At 62.3% G+C, this 17,537-nt stretch carries 13 protein-coding genes; 5 read left to right on the top strand and 8 right to left on the bottom strand.

Annotation, left to right across the window (positions count from 1 at the left end; all coding sequences use genetic code 11):
- Positions 1 to 93: 93 nt before the first annotated feature.
- On the bottom strand, positions 94 to 1,908 hold the full coding sequence (locus AB5Y81_RS06580; RefSeq protein ID WP_279484601.1) for an MOSC N-terminal beta barrel domain-containing protein: 1,815 nt from the start codon (positions 1,906 to 1,908) through the stop codon (positions 94 to 96).
- 374 nt (positions 1,909 to 2,282) lie between these two features.
- Between AB5Y81_RS06580 and AB5Y81_RS06575 the strand changes: the two genes are divergently transcribed.
- From AB5Y81_RS06575 to AB5Y81_RS06565, 3 genes are all read left to right on the top strand, one after another.
- Entirely contained in the window at positions 2,283 to 3,944 is a 1,662-nt protein-coding gene (locus AB5Y81_RS06575) for an NAD(P)-binding protein (protein WP_368146613.1), read from the top strand.
- Entirely contained in the window at positions 3,941 to 7,516 is a 3,576-nt protein-coding gene (gene nifJ / locus AB5Y81_RS06570) for a pyruvate:ferredoxin (flavodoxin) oxidoreductase (RefSeq protein ID WP_279484600.1), read from the top strand. Before AB5Y81_RS06575 ends, nifJ begins: the two co-directional genes overlap by 4 nt.
- Before the next feature lie 239 nt (positions 7,517 to 7,755).
- The gene (locus tag AB5Y81_RS06565; RefSeq protein ID WP_279484599.1) at positions 7,756 to 9,090 is read left to right on the top strand and encodes a P-loop NTPase fold protein; all 1,335 of its coding nucleotides are present in this window, start codon (positions 7,756 to 7,758) and stop codon (positions 9,088 to 9,090) included.
- Positions 9,091 to 9,463: 373 nt separating this feature from the next.
- Here the strand turns inward: AB5Y81_RS06565 and AB5Y81_RS06560 are convergent, their stop codons facing one another.
- The 6 genes from AB5Y81_RS06560 to AB5Y81_RS06535 form a co-directional block, all read right to left on the bottom strand.
- Positions 9,464 to 9,679, bottom strand: coding sequence for a YdcH family protein (locus tag AB5Y81_RS06560; RefSeq protein ID WP_005299061.1), 216 nt, complete (start codon positions 9,677 to 9,679; stop codon positions 9,464 to 9,466).
- Between the two features lie 286 nt (positions 9,680 to 9,965).
- Complete coding sequence (locus tag AB5Y81_RS06555; protein WP_017766109.1) at positions 9,966 to 10,556, bottom strand: hypothetical protein; 591 nt, start codon at positions 10,554 to 10,556, stop codon at positions 9,966 to 9,968.
- An 11-nt stretch (positions 10,557 to 10,567) separates the two neighbouring features.
- Complete coding sequence (locus AB5Y81_RS06550; protein WP_368146610.1) at positions 10,568 to 11,914, bottom strand: MATE family efflux transporter; 1,347 nt, start codon at positions 11,912 to 11,914, stop codon at positions 10,568 to 10,570.
- Positions 11,915 to 12,061: 147 nt separating this feature from the next.
- A complete protein-coding gene (locus AB5Y81_RS06545; protein ID WP_017781843.1) occupies positions 12,062 to 13,885 on the bottom strand; it encodes a SulP family inorganic anion transporter in 1,824 nt (607 codons plus the stop codon).
- Between the two features lie 70 nt (positions 13,886 to 13,955).
- The gene (locus AB5Y81_RS06540) at positions 13,956 to 14,576 is read right to left on the bottom strand and encodes a nucleotidyltransferase family protein (protein ID WP_279484597.1); all 621 of its coding nucleotides are present in this window, start codon (positions 14,574 to 14,576) and stop codon (positions 13,956 to 13,958) included.
- Complete coding sequence (locus AB5Y81_RS06535; protein ID WP_005299077.1) at positions 14,566 to 14,823, bottom strand: GNAT family N-acetyltransferase; 258 nt, start codon at positions 14,821 to 14,823, stop codon at positions 14,566 to 14,568. Before AB5Y81_RS06535 ends, AB5Y81_RS06540 begins: the two co-directional genes overlap by 11 nt.
- Positions 14,824 to 14,957: 134 nt before the next feature.
- Between AB5Y81_RS06535 and cysM the strand changes: the two genes are divergently transcribed.
- Both cysM and AB5Y81_RS06525 read left to right on the top strand, forming a co-directional pair.
- Positions 14,958 to 15,863: a cysteine synthase CysM gene (gene cysM, locus AB5Y81_RS06530; RefSeq protein WP_252604292.1), complete on the top strand. Its 906-nt coding sequence runs from the start codon at positions 14,958 to 14,960 to the stop codon at positions 15,861 to 15,863.
- A 165-nt stretch (positions 15,864 to 16,028) separates the two neighbouring features.
- Positions 16,029 to 16,310 (top strand): hypothetical protein, encoded by a 282-nt coding sequence (locus AB5Y81_RS06525; RefSeq protein WP_017779562.1) that lies wholly within the window; start codon positions 16,029 to 16,031, stop codon positions 16,308 to 16,310.
- A gap of 34 nt (positions 16,311 to 16,344) precedes the next feature.
- On the opposite strand, the gene AB5Y81_RS06520 is transcribed toward AB5Y81_RS06525, so the two are convergent.
- Positions 16,345 to 17,529 carry an iron-containing alcohol dehydrogenase gene (locus AB5Y81_RS06520; RefSeq protein WP_279484596.1) on the bottom strand — a complete coding sequence of 395 codons (1,185 nt, stop codon included), beginning with the start codon at positions 17,527 to 17,529 and terminating at the stop codon, positions 16,345 to 16,347.
- Positions 17,530 to 17,537 lie beyond the last annotated feature (8 nt).

Below are 17,537 nucleotides of genomic sequence, written 5' to 3'. Positions count from 1 at the left end.
AAAGGGGCGAGAAAGGAGGCGGAAGGCAAAGGAGGGGAAAAGCGTGGCCGGGAGCATGCTCCCGGCCGGCGGTATTATTGTGTCTCGATCACCTTATTTGATGACGATGTCGGTGAGGGGGACGGCGCAGCAGGTGAGGATCTTGCCTGCGGCTCGCTCGGCGGCGGTGATGGCCGGGGCATCGGGGTGATCCACTTCACCCGAGACCAGGGTTTGCTTGCAACTGCCGCAGATGCCGGCGCGGCAGCTCCAGGGCAGCTCCACCCCCTGTTTGTGGGCCTGATCCAGCACGGTGCCCTGATTGTTGCCGGCAAACGCCTGCTCGCCGATGCGCAGTTGCACCGCCTGATGGGGGCGGGAGAGGGAGAGGATGGCGCCGCCAAAGCTCTCCTGGCGGATCCGCCCGGCCGGCACGCCAAGGGCGGCCAGTCTGGTGGCCGCATCGGCCATAAAGCCGTGGGGGCCGCAGATAAACACTTCCCGCTGTTGCAACCCTTTGATCTGTTTGAGGTGAACATCATCCAGCCGCCCCTTGAGCCCCTGCCAGTGTGTATCAGGCTGGCTCAGGATCAGGGTGAGGGTCATCCCCTGCTGCGCCAGGGCGTGCAGCTCGCCGGCGGCGGGAATGTCAGCCTCGCTGCGGCACAGGTGCATGAAGTGCACGCTGCCGAGCTCACCGCGCAAGGCCAGAGTGCGGGCAATGGAGAGCATGGGAGTGACCCCCGAGCCCGCCGAAAGCAGCAAGAGATTGCGATCCCGGCCCAGATGAAATTCGCCGGCGGGGTTGGCGGCCAGCAGACGGTCACCCGGTTGCAACTGCTGGTGCAGCCAGTGGGAGATGCGGCCGCCCCCCACCTTCTTGACGCTGATGCTGTAACGCTCCGGCTGCTCCGGGGTGGAGCTCAGGGTATAGCGGCGCTGCAGGCGCTCGCGCCGCAGACCCAGGCCAATATCCAGGCTGATGGGCAGGTGCTGGCCCGGCAGATAGTCGGGCAGGGGCTCGCCATCGGCCGCCTCGAACCAGAAGGTCTCCAGATCCCGCGCCAGCGGCTCGCGGGCCACGCACACCAGCTCCCGTTTTTTGGGGGCTGCGTTGGGGTAGACAGGGGCGCGGGCGCGCTCCAGCACCTCGATCTCGCTGCCCGCCTCAATCCACCCCTCGTTGAGGGCCACCAGGTTCTGACCGAAGTAGACCTCGCCATCCTCGCCGCGCCGGTAACGGGTGAGGGTGGCCAGCGGCTCTTTCAGGGCATTGAAGCGATCCGTGCCCGGCTCCACCGTGGTCATGATGCAGCGGCTGCAAGGCTTGGCCACCAGGAACTCCACCTCGCCGATGCGGATCCGCTTCCAGCCGTCTTCCTCGAAGGGGTGGGTGCCGCTTGCCACCAGGTTGGTGCGAAACTGGCTCATCTGGTGCAGCGCGTCGGATCTCAGGTTGAGATCTTCCAAAGACGCCTGGCTTATCAGCAGCAGGGGATAACCGTCGGCAAAGCTGACCCGGGTGCCGGTCTTCTCCCGAAAGCGGTTGGACTCTTCGCCAAGCCAGAGCAGCTGCACCGCCTCCCCCGCCACCTTGCTCAGCCATGCATCGGCCAGGGCGTGGGTGTGCAGGGCGTTGAAGCTGTCTTTCCAGACGCCGGTGGCCCGGGGCGCGCGGCTGAACTCGGTCTCTCGCAGGGTTAGCGGCTCAAAGCCCGGATAGCGCAGCTGCAGGCCGCCCTCAATGGGGGTGGCCACCACCTGCTGCAGCTGGGGATGGGTGCGGGCCGTGATGAAGCTGCCGTCCGGTTTGACCACCATGTAGCGGCGATCCCCCTGCAGTCCCTCTTCGGTGACCAGGGCGCGGGTCAGTGGCATGCCTGCCGTCGACTTGATGGGGTAGAGATGAATGCTGGCGAGTGTGGGCATGGCCGGGTCCTTGTGCGATGGCGGTTCCAGTGCAGGAGAGAAGCGGGCGATCCCCGTTCCGTGCAGCAATGGTTGCAGGGATGGCGTTCACTCGGGGTCGCCGACGGTGCGGCGTCGCTTGGAGCGCGAGCCCGAGCGGAGTTCCTGCAGACGGGCAAGATGTTACACGGGTCACGTTGTGCACTCCATACCTCATAAAGTGCAACATTTTTTGATCCTGATCCGTCATTCAGTACACAAATCAGTCCATTATCGAGTCAGCTTCCAGTTTCTGACGCTTTCGCTTCTTCCCTCTCCGGCCACCGTCCGCTTCGGTTAAACGGTATCAAGTGCATTCGGATGGGGCCTGTCACCCAAAAAGAAGAAAGCAATGTATGAGCAAACAACTGGATATGACCCCACAGCCGGATCTCTCCCAGAAGACGGGAACAGGTCCGGTCCGTACTCGGCTACCCGTTTGGCGGCCGGCCCTGCCACCCTGCAATCATGCCTGCCCGGCTGGCGAGAACATCCAGGCCTGGCTTGCCCTGGCTGAAGCGGGCCGCTTCGAGGCGGCCTGGCAGACCCTCATTGAAGAGAATCCTCTGCCTGCAGTCCACGGGCGGGTCTGTTATCACCCCTGCGAAAGCGCCTGCAACCGGGCCCAGGTGGATGATGCCGTCTCCATTCATGCCATCGAACGCTTTCTCGGCGACGAAGCGCTGGCCCGAGGCTGGCAGCCTGCAACCCCTGCGCCCGCCAGCGGCAAGAAGGTATTGATCATAGGCGCCGGCCCCTCCGGCCTCTCCTGCGCCTGGCACCTCAACCGGCTCGGCCATCAGGTGGAGATCCGCGAGGCGGGCCCGCTCGCCGGCGGCATGCTGCGCTTTGGCATTCCCGCTTACCGTCTGCCCCGCGAGGTGCTGGATCGGGAGGTGGCCCGCATCGTCGCCGCCGGGGTGACGCTGACCCTCAACCACAAGGTGGAGGACGTGCTCAAGGAGCGCGACCAGGGGGGCTTTGACGCCGTCTTCATGGCCATCGGCGCCCACCTGGCCAAGCGGGTCGACATTCCGGCCCGGGAGGCGGGTAAGATCCTTGATGCGGTGAGCTTCCTCGAACAGGCCAGCCTGGCCGAGGAGCAGGGCTTGCCGCCACCCAAACTGGGACGACGGGTGGCCATCTACGGCGGCGGCAACACCGCCATGGACGCAGCCCGCACCGCCCGCCGCCTCGGGGTGGAGGAGGCGATGATCATCTACCGCCGCGACCGGGATCATATGCCGGCCCACGCCTTCGAAGCCGATGAGGCCGAGGAGGAGGGGATCAAGATCAACTGGTTGCGCACCATCCGCCAGCTCGACAATACCAATATCGAGGTGGAGGTAATGACCCTCGACGAGCATGGCAAGCCGGTGCCCACCGGCCAGTTTGAAACCCTCGAAGCGGACTCCCTCATTCTGGCGCTGGGTCAGGAGGTGGACTTGAGCGTGCTGGAGAGCATCCCCGGCGTGCGGGTCAACCAGGAGGGGGTGGTGCAGGTTGGCGAAAACCTGATGACGGATGTACCGGGTCTGTTTGCCGGCGGTGACATGGTGCCTTCCGAGCGCACCGTCACCATCGCCACCGGCCACGGCAAGAAGGCGGCGCGCCACATGGATGCCTGGCTGCGCGGTCGCCTCTACCACAAGCCGCTCTCCTATTTGCAGGCAGGGAAGCCGCTGGTTGGGCCCGAGCAGCTGCAGCTCTGGTTCCAGACCCATGCCCCGGCCAGCAGCCAGCCGGTCAAACCGCCCTCGGCGCGGGACGACTTTGGCGAGATCATCGGCGGACTGGACGAGACGGCGGCCCGCTACGAGGCTGCGCGCTGCTACTCCTGCGGCAACTGCTTCGAGTGCGACGGCTGCTACGGCAGTTGCCCCGAGCAGGCCATCGCCAAGCTGGGACCGGGTCTGGGGTATCAGGTGGATGCCGAGCGCTGTACCGGCTGCGGTGCCTGCCACGACCAGTGTCCCTGCCATGCCATCGAGTTGCGCCAACCGGAGGAGTCCCTATGAAACACGAACTGATCATGGTTGACGGCAACGAAGCCGCGGCCCGGGTGGCGTATCAGCTGAGCGAAGTGTGCGCCATCTATCCCATCACCCCGAGCTCGACCATGGCCGAACTGGCCGATGCCTGGGCGGCAGAGGGGCAGACCAACCTGTGGGGCAACATCCCCACCGTGGTGGAGATGCAGAGCGAAGGGGGGGCGGCCGGCACGGTACACGGCGCCCTGCAGGCGGGGGCGCTTGCCACCACCTTCACCGCGAGCCAGGGGCTGATGCTGATGCTGCCCAACATGTACAAGATCGCAGGCGAATTGACCTCGGCGGTGTTCCATGTGGCGGCCCGATCCTTGGCGGCGCAGGGGCTGTCGATTTTTGGCGACCATCAGGACGTGATGGCGGCGCGCAGCACCGGTTTTGCCATGCTCGCCTCCGGCTCGGTGCAGGAGGCGCAGGACCTGGCCTTGGTCGCCCACAGCGTCACCCTGCAGTGCCGGGTGCCCTTTATCCACTTCTTCGACGGGTTCCGTACCTCCCACGAGGTGAACAAGATAGTCGCCCTGCACAAGGATGAAATTCGGGCGCTGATCGACAACGACTGGGTGCGCGCCCACCGCGCCCGGGCGCTCAACCCGGATCACCCGATGATGCGCGGCACCGCCCAGAACCCGGACACCTATTTCCAGTCCCGCGAGAGCGTCAACCCCTTCTACGAGGCGGTGCCAGCACGGGTGCAACAGTGCATGGAGAGCCTCGGCGAGCTGACCGGCCGCCACTACCGGCTGGTGGAGTATCACGGCGCCCCGGATGCCACCGACGTCATCGTGTTGATGGGCTCGGGGGCGGCCACCGCCCGCACTACGGTGGATTGGCTCAACCGGCAGGATCGCAAGACCGGAGCGCTGGTGGTGCGCCTCTATCGCCCCTTCCCGGTGCAGGCACTGCTCGATGCCCTGCCCAGGAGCGTGCGGCGCATGGCGGTGCTGGATCGCACCAAGGAGCCGGGCGCTGGCGGCGAGCCCCTGCTGCTGGATGTGCAGAGCGCGCTGATCGACGGTTTGCAGCGCGGCCTTATCAAGCGCCTGCCCTGGCTGAGCGGCGGTCGCTATGGCCTCTCTTCCAAGGAGTTCACCCCCGCCATGTGCGCGGCCGTGTTTGAGGAGCTGGCATCCGACGCGCCGCGCCCGCGCTTTACCGTGGGCATAGTGGACGACGTCTCGGGCCTCAGTCTGGCCTGGCACCCCATCGGCGATCTGGAGCCCCCTAGCCGGGTGCGGGCGCTCTTCTTCGGCCTCGGCGCCGACGGCACCGTGGGCGCCAACAAGAACAGCATCAAGATCATCGGTGAGCTGGAGGGCTTTCACGCCCAGGGCTACTTCGTCTACGACTCCAAGAAGTCGGGCTCGCGCACCGTCTCCCACCTGCGCTTTGGTCCCGAACCCATCGACGCCCCCTGGCTTATCGAGCAGGCGAGCTTTATCGGCTGCCACCAGTGGGGCTTTGTGGAGTCGGTGGATCTGCTGGAGTTCGCCGCCGAAGGGGCGACCCTGCTGCTCAATGCCCCCCATGAGCCCGAGCGGGTCTGGGCCGAACTGCCCGAGCGGCTGCGCGCCCGCATCCGGGCTCTCGATATCCGCCTCTACTGCATCAACGGGGATAGGGTGGCCGAGCGCAACGGCATGGGCAATCGCATCAACACCATCATGCAGACCTGCTTCTTCGCCCTGGCCGGCATCTTGTCGCGGGACGAGGCGATTGCGCTTATCAAGAAGAGCATCGAGAAGAGCTATGCCCGCAAGGGGCCCGAGGTAGTCGAGCGCAACTTCGCGGCGGTGGATGACACCCTGGCCCACCTCCATCAGGTGGTCATCCCGGCTGGTGAGGAGCAGATCAGCGACTATCCGCTGCCACTGGCTCCCGGCGGCAGCGAGTTTGTCCAGCGCGTCACAGGCGAGATGCTGGCGGGGCGGGGCGATTTGATCCCTGTCTCCATGCTGCCGGTGGACGGCACTTACCCCACCGCTACCAGCCGCTTCGAGAAGCGGGATATCGCCCGCGAGATCCCCATCTGGCACTCCGATATCTGCATCCAGTGCGGCAACTGCGTCTTCGTCTGCCCCCACGCGGCGCTGCGGGCCAAGTTCTACCATCAGGACTGGCTGGCGAGCGCTCCCGAGGCCGCCCAGTCGGTGCCCGTCACCGCCAGGGGCTTCCCCGACAGCCGCTACACCTTGCAGCTCTATCCGGAGGATTGCACCGGTTGTGGCCAGTGTGTGCAGGCTTGTCCGGTGCGGGCCGGAGAAGATGAGAGTCATGAGGGCGAGCGTGCCATCGCCATGATGGACAAGGCGCCGCATCTGGCTGGCCAGAAACAGGCGCTGCGCTGGTTCGAGAGCCTGCCGTGGCCGGCCCGCGAGCGGGTGGATTTCTCCACGGTGCGCGGTGCCCAGTTCCTCGAGCCCCTGTTCGAGTTCTCCGGTGCCTGCGCCGGTTGTGGCGAGACTCCCTACCTCAAGCTGCTGACCCAGCTGTTTGGTGACCGCATGCTGGTGGCCAACGCCACTGGTTGCTCCTCCATCTACGGCGGCAACCTGCCGACCACCCCCTGGGCCAAGAACGGCGAAGGGAAGGGGCCGGCCTGGTCCAACTCGCTGTTTGAGGACAACGCCGAGTTTGGCTTTGGTTTTCGCCTCACCGCCGATCAGCATCATGGTCAGGCGGTGGCGGCCTTGCAGGCGATGAAGGAAGAGCTGGGCGCAGAGCTGGTCGAGTCACTGATTAGCGCACCGCAGCGGCTGGAGTCGGAGATCCGCGCCCAGCGCACCCGTGTCGCGCAAGTGCGCGAGCGGCTGGAAGAGGTGAAATCCGGCAAAGCCCGCGAGTTGCTCTCGCTTATCGATCAGCTAGTGCGTCGCTCGGTCTGGATCATCGGCGGCGATGGCTGGGCCTATGACATCGGTTCGGCGGGGCTCGATCACGTGCTCGCCTCCGGGCGGGATGTGAACGTGCTGGTGATGGATACCGAGGTCTACTCCAACACCGGCGGCCAGATGTCGAAATCGACCCCGCTCGGTGCCGTCGCCAAGTTCGCGGCGGGGGGCAAGACGCTGGCCAAGAAGGACGTGGCGCTGCAGGCCATCGCCTACGGCAATGTCTATGTTGCTCGCATCGCCTTCGGCGCCAACCCGCAGCAGGCGCTGCAGGCCTTGCGTGAAGCGGAGGCCTATCCGGGCCCGTCGCTCATCATCGCCTACAGCCACTGCATTGCTCACGGCATCGACATGGAGTTCGGCCTGACCCAGCAAAAACGCGCCGTGGCCTCCGGTCACTGGCCGCTGATGCGCTACAACCCGGTACTGCGCAGTGCGGGGCAGAACCCCTTCAGCCTCGACAGCCTGCGCCCCTCCATCCCGCTCGCTACATATCGCCAAGAGGAAACCCGTTATCGGGTGCTGGCCCAGAGCCACCCGGAGGAGGCCGAGCGGCTGATGCAGGTGGCACAACAAGTGGCGTGGCAGAAGTGGGCCACCTACGAGGAGATGGCTACCCGCGAGGCCAGCCAGTTCCATCCGCCGGTGTGATGATTGGGTGAAACAGGTATGACAAAGCGGGCCACTGGCCCGCTTTTATGTATTGGAAATACACGAATTGCTCACAGGAAAAACGCATTTTGTCTGATGGAAAGTACCGTTACAGAATTGTCACGACATTGATGCAAATAATAAAATTATTGATATGCGAGCCCCAAGTGGGCATGATGCACGCATGAAAATTTTTAATCTATCTATTCTGTAAATAAGATTTTATTTGGGGGTGAGTTATGAAGCTAACAGTACCAGAGTTAAAAATTAATGATGATGAAGGGTTTTCAACAGAAAAAGATTTGTTTAATCGAAAGCAGTTTGGTGACCGACTTTATAATTTGATAATGAATTCTGATGAGAATTTGGTGCTGGCCTTGGATGCTCAATGGGGTGAAGGCAAAAGCACATTTATAAAAATGTGGTCTGGTGAGAATAAATATAAGCAAGAGCCACCTCTTGAAACAATATATTTCGATGCATTTGAAAATGATTACCAAAAAGAACCATTCTTAGCTCTCGCCTCAGAAATATATGAGTTACTAGAGGACAAGGCTGAAAGTAAGAAAGTAGAGTTCAAGCAAAAAGCAGCTCAGGTTTTTAAAACTTTTAGTCGAGGGATGATTAAAACTGGCATTCGGCTAGGTACTGCTGGTCTAATTGATGGATCGATACTCGATCAAGCTGAAAATGATATTTCTACATTGGTTTCTGAGCAAGTAGATTCAGTTATTGCTTCAAAGTTTGAGAGTTCTAAAGCAGATAAATTAGCATTGAGCAATTTCAGAAAATTTTTATCAGACATAGCGATCAATCATACACCTGGAAAACGTATAGTTTTTGTTATTGATGAGCTCGACCGTTGCAGACCTGATTTTGCATTAGATCTACTGGAAAATATTAAACACTTATTCTCAGTATCTGGTATCACATTCTTGCTTGTTATGAATAGAAAGCAATTGGAGGAGTCGGTCAAGTGTCGATATGGTGATGGAATTGACTCAGTTACATACCTACAAAAATTTATTAATGTTTGGCTCTCCCTGCCTCGTACATCTGGTAAATATCAACAAGACGATGGTGCTAAGTATCTAATAACTGCTTTTGACTTAATGAGGGAAGGGCGGAAAGTTAACAATGAGAATGCGGTACAAATCCTAAAGTCACTGGCTAAGCATTTAAAACCATCACTGCGCGATATAGAAAGGATTTTAACTTATTTTGCTATCATAGAAAATTCTCGCAATGAGCCTATGAACGACTTTTACCAAGGTATAATGGCGACAATTTGCTTCATGAAGGTTGCTAATCCAAGAATGCTGGATGCAGTTATTAACAAACGTGCTAGTGTTCAAGACTTACTAGATTTCCTTCAATTGTCGGAAGGTTCTGATTACTCTGGTGAGTATGCTCTAGAGTATTTGGCTACGGTGGTGGAATTTGACCTTGCTTCGGAAAAACGTAGGAAGGTGATGATGGAAAGTAATTTGATAGATTTCAGGTATGGGCGCCTACCGAGTCAAGTATTTGACTATTTCCATCAATTACTGAACAACATTCAACCAGTTCGATAAGGCACATAATTAATTACTTAATAGAGAATGCTGAATGTTATACTTTATATGTTAATAGTTTTAAAAAGTACAGTTATTTATATTATCTACGAACAAAAAATAAATGCCGCCATTTTGGCGGCATTTATCTAACTGTAGGCTGAGGCTTTCTTTTCCTTCCAAGGCAGGTAAGCTGCGGGGCAAATAGCGTCAAGCAGGAGAAGGGACGATGACAGAACAACATATCGCCGGGACGATCGGCATTCTGGGGGCGGGGTGGCTCGGGTTGCCGGGCGGCTTGATCTGCTCCGCGCCTCGTGAGCAGCCAACAAAAAGCCCGGCGTCGGGCCGGGCTGGCAGGATAAGTTGCTTATCCAGGTATTCGTCGAGGCGTCTATTGTGGATGTTGTTTGAGGATGTCGTAGATCTCCTCTTTCAGTTTGAGTTTCTGTTTTTTCAGATCCTTCACCTCGGCGCTGTAGTCGCTGGCGTGATGTTTCTCCAACTTTCTAATCTCCACATCCAGGTCGTTATGCAAGTCAAACTTCTTTTGGAAATGGACATCACTGCTCTTCAGTTTCGAGATGAGCTCTCTGTACTCTGGGAACATGTAATGCGGCCTCCTTGGTTTCGTTTGATTGTGCCTGCAAGACCAAACTACCGCGTCCCCTGCGAGATAAATGTGATCCGGCTCCAATTCGGGACCAATGATTTGCTGCATGCGACGGGCGATTTTTAACTGTTTGAATCACAAGCTGATAAGGCTTTTATCGGTAAGCGGAGAGTCTGAAAAGTGCCGGATGGATCACAATTGTGACGGACGGATGACAGCTTGGAGCCGCCGGGCGGGTAGCAAAAAGGGGCACAGGGCCCCTTCTTGGTAACAGGTGTCGCATCTACTCTTTTTTCTTTTTCTTCTCGGGCAGCGGCTTGCCATCGCGGGCGATCACCTTGCCCACCTCGAAGCCGATCTGCGCCGCCAGCTCTTCCAGATCCGGTGACTTGGCTTCGTTGCCGATGGCGTACTGATAGTTGGCGATGGAGATCTTCTCGGCCACCGGGGTGCCCGGGACGATGGGCTCGCGCCAGCCCTGACCCACATGGGCTACCAGGGTGCCGTTCATGATGAGCTCGCCGACGATCTCCTGGGTGGGGATGCCCTTGCCGTAGGTGAGGCCCTGCGGGTGCTTCTTGCCGACCAGGGGTTCGCTGCTTGCCGGCATCAGCTTGGTGCGGATCAGCCACTTGGGCGACTTGGTCTTGCCCACCGCCTTGCCGGTCTGGTACTCGTTGATCTTGATGGTCTTGATCATCTGGGCCATGAAGTCCTTGGTCAGCGCCTTCTGGGCCTCGCTGGTTTCATCGATGGCGATGGGGGCCACGTACCAGGTCTGGGCCGCCTGTGCCTTGGGGGCGGCGGGGGCGGTTTGCGCCATGGCGAGCGGGCTGAGCAGGATGGCCGCCAACAAGAGTCCTATCTTCTTCATTGTGATTCCGCTTATGTTTCAACAAGAATTTTGTTTTGCCAGCGACGACTGCGCCAGCGCCAGAACATGGCCAGACCGCGCACCCACTCGTCACAGGCGAGCGCCAACCAGATACCGACCAGTCCATAACCCTGCATGATACCAAGGAAATAGGCCAGTGGAACGGCAATTCCCCACATGGAGAGCAGCGCCATGTAGAGCGGGAAACGGGCGTCACCGGTGGCGCGCAGGGCGTTGATCACCACCAGGTTGAAGGTGCGGCCGGGTTCCAGAATGAGGCTTATCAAGAACAGCTGCGCCACCTGGGTGATGATGTCGGCGTCATCGGTGAACAGGCTGATGATGGTGCGGCCGTTGAGGGCGGCGGCGAGGGCGATGAGCGCGGTGACGACGAGCCCCAGTTTCAGGCTCTTCATCAGCTGGGTGTAGGCCTGCTCGAAGCGGCGGGCCCCCGCCAGATGGCCGATGATGATCTCGTTGCCAAGGCCGATGGAGAGGCCGAACAGCAGGATGAACAGGCAGATCTGGAAGAAGTAGGACTGGGTCGCCAGCGCCTTGTCGCCGAGCAGGCCGACGAAGGCGGTCACCACCATGAACTGCAGCATCCAGGAGAGGTTCTCCCCGGCGGCCGGCAGACCGATGTGCAACACCTTGCCCAGCATCAGCCGGCTGGGTTTGACGATCTCCGGCAGTTTCAGGTGGATGCCGGTCTTGCGCGCCACCAGCCACACCAGCAGCACCACCCCGACGATGCGACCCGCTACCGTGCTGATGGCGACCCCGGCCACCCCAAGCTGGGGCAGGCCGAACCAGCCGTAGAGCAGCAGCAGGTTGCCGACGAAGGTGATGAGGTTGACGGTCAGGGTGACGTACATGGCCTGACGGGTGTGGCCGTGGGCGCGCAGGGTGGCGGCCAGGCAGAGGGCCGCCGCTTCCGGCAGCAGGCACAGGCCGATGATCTGCAGGTAGAGGGTGGCATCGCTCATCAGGTTGGCGGGCAGGTTCATCAGCGCCAGCATGGTGCTGGCGCCGGCGATGACGCCGACGGCGGCCACCAGCCCCACCAGCAGGTTGAAACCGATGGCGGTGTGGATGACGACGCGCGCCTTCTCCTTGTCGCCGGCCCCCAGATACTGGGTGATCACCACGCTGGTACCGATGCTGACAAAGCTGAACAGGGTGATGGCGAGATCGAACATCTGGTTGCCGACCGCGAGCGCCGCCACCCCCTGATAGGAGACGTGACCCACCATGAAGGTGTTGAGGGCCCCGGTCAGAAAGTGCAGGGCGAGATCGATAAACAGGGGCCAAGTCAGGGAGAAGAGAGAGCCTGGACCTGCGTGGGATTGAGTTTGCATGGGGTGTCCAAATACTGGGGATGGCCCTCGTCGGCGCCATCTGGACGGGCATTTAACACCAAGCGGGTGCGAGGCGCAATCGTGGCGGTGGCCAAGCAGGGGGAGCAAGAGACGCGGCCCTGCCGCAGGGGCAGGGCCCGCTCGGGATCAGGCAGGGGTGGCGCCCGCCTCCTGTTCGCTTGGCAGGGTGAGGCGCGCCGAATCGGGCAGGGCCTCATCCTGGGGCCAGCGCGACAGGATGGCCTCGGTGGTGCTCTCCACCACCTCGTCATCCTTGAACACCGGCTCGCGATAGCAGCGGGTCATGCGCAGCGCCTGATACATGTCGGGGCAGAGGATGATCCCCTCGTCACCGACCCGGATCCCGGCCTGCTTGAGCCACAGGCTCATCTGGCCGTGGCGGCCGGCCATCACCATGTGGATGCCGCGCCGCTTCAAGTCGCGGTGCAGCTCCCCCAGCATGCTCATCACGCTGATGTCCTGGTGGGTGAAGCAGGCCACCGCGTCCACCACCAGGCATTTGGGGCTGTGGGGATCCTGCACCAGCAGCGCCAGCACCCGCCGCTTGAAGTAGGGGGCGTTGAAGTAGGTGAGCGGCGAGTTGAAGCGATAGACCAGGATGCCGGGAATGGCCTTGGCCTGCTCGTTGTCCCCCAGGGTGCGCACCACCCCTTCGTCGTCCATGCCGAGCAGCTGGTCGGTGGGGCGCATCACGTTGCGCAGGAACTGGAACAGCCCCAGCAGCACCGCGAGGGTGATGCCCGGAATGACCCCCATGGCCAGCACGCTGACAAAGGTGATGAGCGCCAGCCAGAAGGCGGAGCGGTCGGAGTTGCGCAGGGCCCACAGGCCGCGAAAGTCGGTGAGCGACAAAGACGCCATCACCAGTACCACGCCGAGGGCGGCGGTGGGGATGTATTGCAGCGGCGCCGTCAGATAGAAGGTGACCAGGGCGATGACGGCGGCGGCGATGATGGAGACCAGCTGGCTCTTGCCGCCGTTGGCGTCGTTGACCGCGGTGCGCGAATCCGCGCCGCTGATGGCAAAGCCCTGGGAGGCTGCCGCCGCCAGATTGGCCATGCCCAGCGCCCGGAACTCCTTGTCCGCATCGATTTCGTAGCCGTTCTTGGCGGCGAAGCTGCGGGCGGTCAGCATCATGGAGACGAAGCTCACCATGGCGAGGTTGAGCGCCGGCAGCACCAGCTCCCGCATCAGGCCGGGGGGAAACTCCGGCATCTGGAAGGCGGGCAACCCCGAGCCGATGGCGCCCAGGGTGGCGATGCCGAACCGGCCGAGATCGAGCGCCCACACCAGTCCCGCCGTCACCACCATGGCCACCATGGAGGAGGGCCAGGCCGGCTTGAAGCGTTTGGCCAGCAGCAGGGTGAGCAGGGCGGTCAGGCTCATGGCCAGGGTGGGCAGATGGGTCTGGGTGATGTAGCTGGCACCGCCGGCGATCCGCTCGATGAGGTAGCGTTCGCTGAAGGTGAAGCCGAAGATCTTGGAGAGCTGGCCCACCATGATGGTGATGGCCACCCCGTTGAGCAGCCCCATCAGGATCGGGCGGGAGAGAAAGTCAGCCAGCACCCCCAGCTTGAAGCGGCTGGCGATGAGGCACCAGAAGCCGGTCATGGCGGTCATGGTCATCACCAGCTGCCAGTGGCGGGTGGCATCCCCGGCGGCGAGTGGCGTCACCACGGCGGCGATCACCGCGCAGGTGGCGGCGTCCGGGCCGACGATGAGCTGACGGGAGGTGCCGAACAGGGCGTACACCAGCATGGGCAGGATGCAGGAGTAGAGGCCCACCAGCGGCCCCACCCCGGCCAGCTCCGCATAGGCGATGGCCACGGGCAGGGCTACGGCGGCCACCGACAATCCAGCGCGCATATCCGGCATCAGCCAGGCCCGCTGGTATTGCAGCAGGGCGGCGAGGCCCGGTAGCCAGCGTTCGAGTGAGAAGAAGTCGCGCATTATTTAACCCATTGAGTTACAAACAGCTTTTCCTTAGTGTGCCCAAGGTTATCGAAACATTGCAATCAGGTTATGGCCAGTTCACCACCAGGTCAGGCCACAGCCGTTGCCACCCCTTGGCCTTGACCCGCTCGGTAAAGACCCGGCTCTCCTGGCGGCAGCGCGGGTTGGGATCCACCTGCAGGGACCAGTTGGGGGCAAAGCCGTAGGGGGCCAGCCACTCGAATGAGTCGTCTGCCAGTAGCCGGACCCCGATGCAGGTGGGCACCTCCACCCAGTGGCTGAGGGCCGACAGCGAGCTGGTAAACGGGGGAACTTGCTGGCGCAGATGCATGCGGGCCTGGTTGCGTACCTCCCACTGCTGGCCCGGCATCCTGACGGCAAGCCAGGCTTCGTGATCGGTCTCCGCCAACCCATCCGGGTCGGCGCTATCCAGATAGATAAGGTCGATGTCGTTGAGGGCGGTCGGCGCCGATTTGTGGTGCAGGTGATCCCAGATGAGGTTGCGGATAAAACCGGCCCCCAGCGCCCAGTCGGACAGTGCCAGTTCACGGGCGGCCCGCAGGCAATCCATGCGCAGGTCATCGGCCCGCAGCAGGGCTTCGGTCTGCGCCTGCAGATCGGCTTCCCGGGCGTCCGGGCGAAGGTTGAGCGCTTGCGTGTGGTGACGCGTCTGGGGGTCAGCCGGCATTGCGGCGCAACCAGACGTCGATGTAGCTGCAGCTCGGTACTATGGTGAGCCCTTCCGCCTGGGTCCAGTCGTAGAAGGTGCGCGCCAGCTGATCGGCGATCCCCTGTACCCTGAGCTCGGGCGGGACGAAGGTGCTGTAGGCGTCGATGGTCTTGGCATCGAGCCGCCGGTAACGCAGCCTGGACTCCTTGCCATCCACCACACAGATGAATTGCTGCTGGTTGGCCTGATGAATGATCTCGCTCATGCTTGCTCCTCGGTACGGGGGATGGGGTTATCTGACCATGTCGGCGCCCCTTTGCCAACTGTTCGGGGTCGCTTACACTGCGAGCCCGGCCGGGTACATACCCGCTAGCCAAGGTATAGAACAGTTCACGAAGGATGGATCCCATTATGGCTTTTGCCACGCTGGAAGAGTTGATCGGCAATACCCCCCTGCTGACGCTGCGTCGCATCAATCCCTACCCCGGTGTCACCCTGCTGGTCAAGCTGGAGGGCAACAACCCGGCCGGCTCGGTCAAGGACAGGCCGGCGCTGAACCTCATCAAGTGTGCGGAGGCGAGCGGTCACTTAGCGCCTGGGGCCCGCCTGATCGAGGCCACCTCCGGCAACACCGGCATCGCGCTGGCCATGGTGGCGGCGGCGCGGGGCTACCGGATGCGGCTCATCATGCCAAATACCATGAGCCAGGAACGGCGCGATGCCATGCAGGCCTACGGCGCCGAGCTGGTGCTGGTGGAGGGGGGCATGGAGGCCGCGCGCGACCTCGCCCTGGCCATGCAGGCGCGGGGCGAGGGGCTGGTGCTCGATCAGTTCAACAACCCGGCCAACCCGGATGCCCATTACCTCTCCACCGGCCCCGAGATCTGGCGCCAGAGCGAGGGGGCGGTCACTCACTTCGTCTCGGCCATGGGCACCACGGGTACCATCATGGGGGTCTCCCGCTACCTCAAGGAGCAGAACCCGGCGGTGCAGGTGATCGGCCTGCAACCGGCCGAGGGGAGCCAGATCCCCGGCATCCGGCGCTGGCCGGCGGCCTACCTGCCCGCCATTTTCGAGCCCGCCCGGGTCGACCGGGTGCTGGACGTCACGCTCGACGAGTCCCTCGCCATGATGCGCCGGCTGGCGCGGGAGGAGGGGATCTGCTGTGGAGTCAGCTCGGGCGGCGCCGTGGCTGGCGCCCTGCGGGTGGCGGCAGAGATCAGACAGGGGGTGGTGGTGGCCATCATCTGCGATCGGGGGGATCGCTACCTCTCCACCGGGGTGTTCAGCGACGATCAGGGGTGAGAGCCTAGGTCGGCGTGCTGATTAACATGATATGTATCAACAGCTTGCTGATACATTGCACTGTGTACCGCTTGTAACAATCAAGCCTGCCGGCAGGCTTGATTCCATTTGCCTCCTGTTTGACACTCGGCCTCTTTTGTTGACCGCTGCAAACAGGAGCGTCCCATGATCTTGTCTTCCTCTCTTCGTGTTTCTCTGCTTGGCCTCTGTCTGGCCACGGCAGGCTGCACCGTCGAACCCTATGCCTATCAGTGTGGCGACAAGCAGTGCTCGGTGACCGATCACAAGGGGCAGAAACAGGATCGGCCGCTGGACGAGGTGAAACCCGTCTGGGAGCGCAAGCAGGAGCGGGAAGAGGCAGTGCGCCGCAACAAGGAGTCCATCTGGCGCGAGAAGGCGCCCGAAGATAGCGGCAACTACGGCGCCGGCGCCACCATCCGCTGGTAACAGGCGGCCCCGCGAGACGGGGCCGCCTGCCTGATCACTCCCAGGCCTGCTCCAGCAGGGCCAGCAGCTGAGCCCGGTCGGCATCCTTGCGGTTGTAGAGCAGGGCGCCGTCGTTGATGGCGAGATCGCGGATCTCGGGCAGCAGGCCCTTGTCGGTGAGACCCGCCTCCCGCAGGGTGCGCGGCAGCTTCACCGTCTCCCACAAGGTATTGCGCAGCGCCTGCAACGCCTCGATGGCGGCCTGGGGCCGCACGGCGGCCGGGGTCGCGGCAAAGCGTTCGGCCCCTACCAGCGGCAGCAGCAGGCGGGCCAGCTCGGGGTCTATGCCCGGCCGGTTGTAGTCGAGCACGGTGGGCAGGAAGAGGTTCATGCACAGGCCGTGGGGTAGGTGGCAGCGGGCTCCCAGGCTGTGACCGAGGGCGTGCACCAGTCCCACCATGGAGTTGGAGAAGGCCATGCCCGCCAGGGTGGATCCCTCTGCTAGCTGCAGCCGCAGCTGCTTGTCCTGCGGGTTGCTCAGCACCTGGGGCAGGGCGTTGGCGATCTTCTCCACCGCCATCAGGGCCAGGGCGTCGCTGACCGGGTTCTTGGCCGTGCCGATGAAGGCCTCGATGGCGTGGGTCATGGCATCCATGGCGGTGGCGGCGGTGATGTTGAGCGGCAGCCCCTGGGTGAGGCGCGGATCCAGCACCGCCAGCTGGGGCAGCAGGAAGGGGGAGGTAAAGGGCACCTTGCGCCCGCTTGCCTCGTCCTTGATCACCGCCACCAGGGTCACCTCCGAGCCGGTGCCCGCCGTGGTGGGCACCACCGCCAGCGGCTGCAGTGGCCGGGTCAGGCAGCCGGCGCCGGCGTAATCGAGCAGCCGATCCCCCCCCATGGAGGCGAGGATGTTGACCGCCTTGGCGGTGTCGATGACGGAGCCGCCCCCCAGTGCCACCAGGCTGTCACAGCCAAGCTCCCGGTGACGGGCCGCGATCCGCTTCACCACGGCGGTGGAGGAGTCGGCCGGGATCTCGTCCCAGATGGCGGCCACCGGCAGCTCTCCCTCGGCCAGCACCCCGGCCAGCAAGGTAGCCAGCCCGGTGCCGCTGACCCCTTTGTCGGTGAGCAGCAGCGGCCGGTGCGCCCCCAATCCCGCCAGCTCGCCAGCCAGTTGCTCCAGCGCCTGCTCCCCTGCGATCAGTTTGACCGGACAGAAAAAATCGTAATAGCGACTCATAGGCTCAT

Source organism: Aeromonas sp. s2, from assembly GCF_040907935.1.
GTDB classification, from domain to species: domain Bacteria; phylum Pseudomonadota; class Gammaproteobacteria; order Enterobacterales; family Aeromonadaceae; genus Aeromonas; species Aeromonas dhakensis.
Note: the sequence above shows the minus strand (reverse complement) of the source record. Positions and strands in the feature narration are given on the sequence as shown.

Bases quoted from the DNA above. Each gene is read 5' to 3' on its own strand.
- AB5Y81_RS06555 (WP_017766109.1), bottom strand. From the start codon at position 10,556: ATGAAGAAGATAGGACTCTTGTTGGCGGCCATCCTGCTCAGCCCGCTC.
- AB5Y81_RS06580 (WP_279484601.1), bottom strand. From the start codon at position 1,908: ATGCCCACACTCGCCAGCATTCATCTCTACCCCATCAAGTCGACGGCA.
- AB5Y81_RS06575 (WP_368146613.1), top strand. From the start codon at position 2,283: ATGAGCAAACAACTGGATATGACCCCACAGCCGGATCTCTCCCAGAAG.
- AB5Y81_RS06545 (WP_017781843.1), bottom strand. From the start codon at position 13,885: ATGCGCGACTTCTTCTCACTCGAACGCTGGCTACCGGGCCTCGCCGCC.
- AB5Y81_RS06565 (WP_279484599.1), top strand. From the start codon at position 7,756: ATGAAGCTAACAGTACCAGAGTTAAAAATTAATGATGATGAAGGGTTT.
- cysM (WP_252604292.1), top strand. From the start codon at position 14,958: ATGGATCCCATTATGGCTTTTGCCACGCTGGAAGAGTTGATCGGCAAT.
- AB5Y81_RS06540 (WP_279484597.1), bottom strand. From the start codon at position 14,576: ATGCCGGCTGACCCCCAGACGCGTCACCACACGCAAGCGCTCAACCTT.
- AB5Y81_RS06525 (WP_017779562.1), top strand. From the start codon at position 16,029: ATGATCTTGTCTTCCTCTCTTCGTGTTTCTCTGCTTGGCCTCTGTCTG.
- AB5Y81_RS06550 (WP_368146610.1), bottom strand. From the start codon at position 11,914: ATGCAAACTCAATCCCACGCAGGTCCAGGCTCTCTCTTCTCCCTGACT.
- AB5Y81_RS06560 (WP_005299061.1), bottom strand. From the start codon at position 9,679: ATGTTCCCAGAGTACAGAGAGCTCATCTCGAAACTGAAGAGCAGTGAT.
- AB5Y81_RS06535 (WP_005299077.1), bottom strand. From the start codon at position 14,823: ATGAGCGAGATCATTCATCAGGCCAACCAGCAGCAATTCATCTGTGTG.
- nifJ (WP_279484600.1), top strand. From the start codon at position 3,941: ATGAAACACGAACTGATCATGGTTGACGGCAACGAAGCCGCGGCCCGG.
- AB5Y81_RS06520 (WP_279484596.1), bottom strand. From the start codon at position 17,529: ATGAGTCGCTATTACGATTTTTTCTGTCCGGTCAAACTGATCGCAGGG.